General features: G+C 68.5%; 1 protein-coding gene. It reads left to right on the top strand.

Going from position 1 to position 273, the window contains the following annotated elements; all coding sequences use genetic code 11:
- Nucleotides 1-273, top strand: a 273-nt coding sequence (locus tag SB719_RS20080) for an alcohol dehydrogenase catalytic domain-containing protein (RefSeq protein ID WP_412159727.1), incomplete at both ends; no start/stop codon positions are given.

The following is a 273-nucleotide window of genomic DNA, read 5'->3' as shown; positions in this document are numbered from 1 at the left end:
CTGATGGACGGCGACGTCGACATCGATGTCGACTACTCGACGCTGAACTACAAGGACGCACTGGCGATCACCGGCGCCGCGCCGATCGCGCAGGTGTTTCCGCTGATTGCCGGCATCGATCTGGCCGGCACGGTCACGGCCTCGACACACGCACGTTTCGCACCCGGCGATCCCGTCGTCCTCAACGGCTGGGCGCTGAGCCAGACCCACCACGGCGGCTACGCGCAGAAGGCGCGGGTCCGGGGCGACTGGCTGGTGCGACGTCCCGATGCC

Source organism: Pantoea sp. SIMBA_079 (genome assembly GCF_046940275.1).
GTDB classification, from domain to species: domain Bacteria; phylum Pseudomonadota; class Gammaproteobacteria; order Enterobacterales; family Enterobacteriaceae; genus Pantoea; species Pantoea borealis.
The sequence above is the reverse complement of the archived record's forward strand: the minus strand, read 5'-3'. Positions and strand labels throughout refer to the sequence as shown.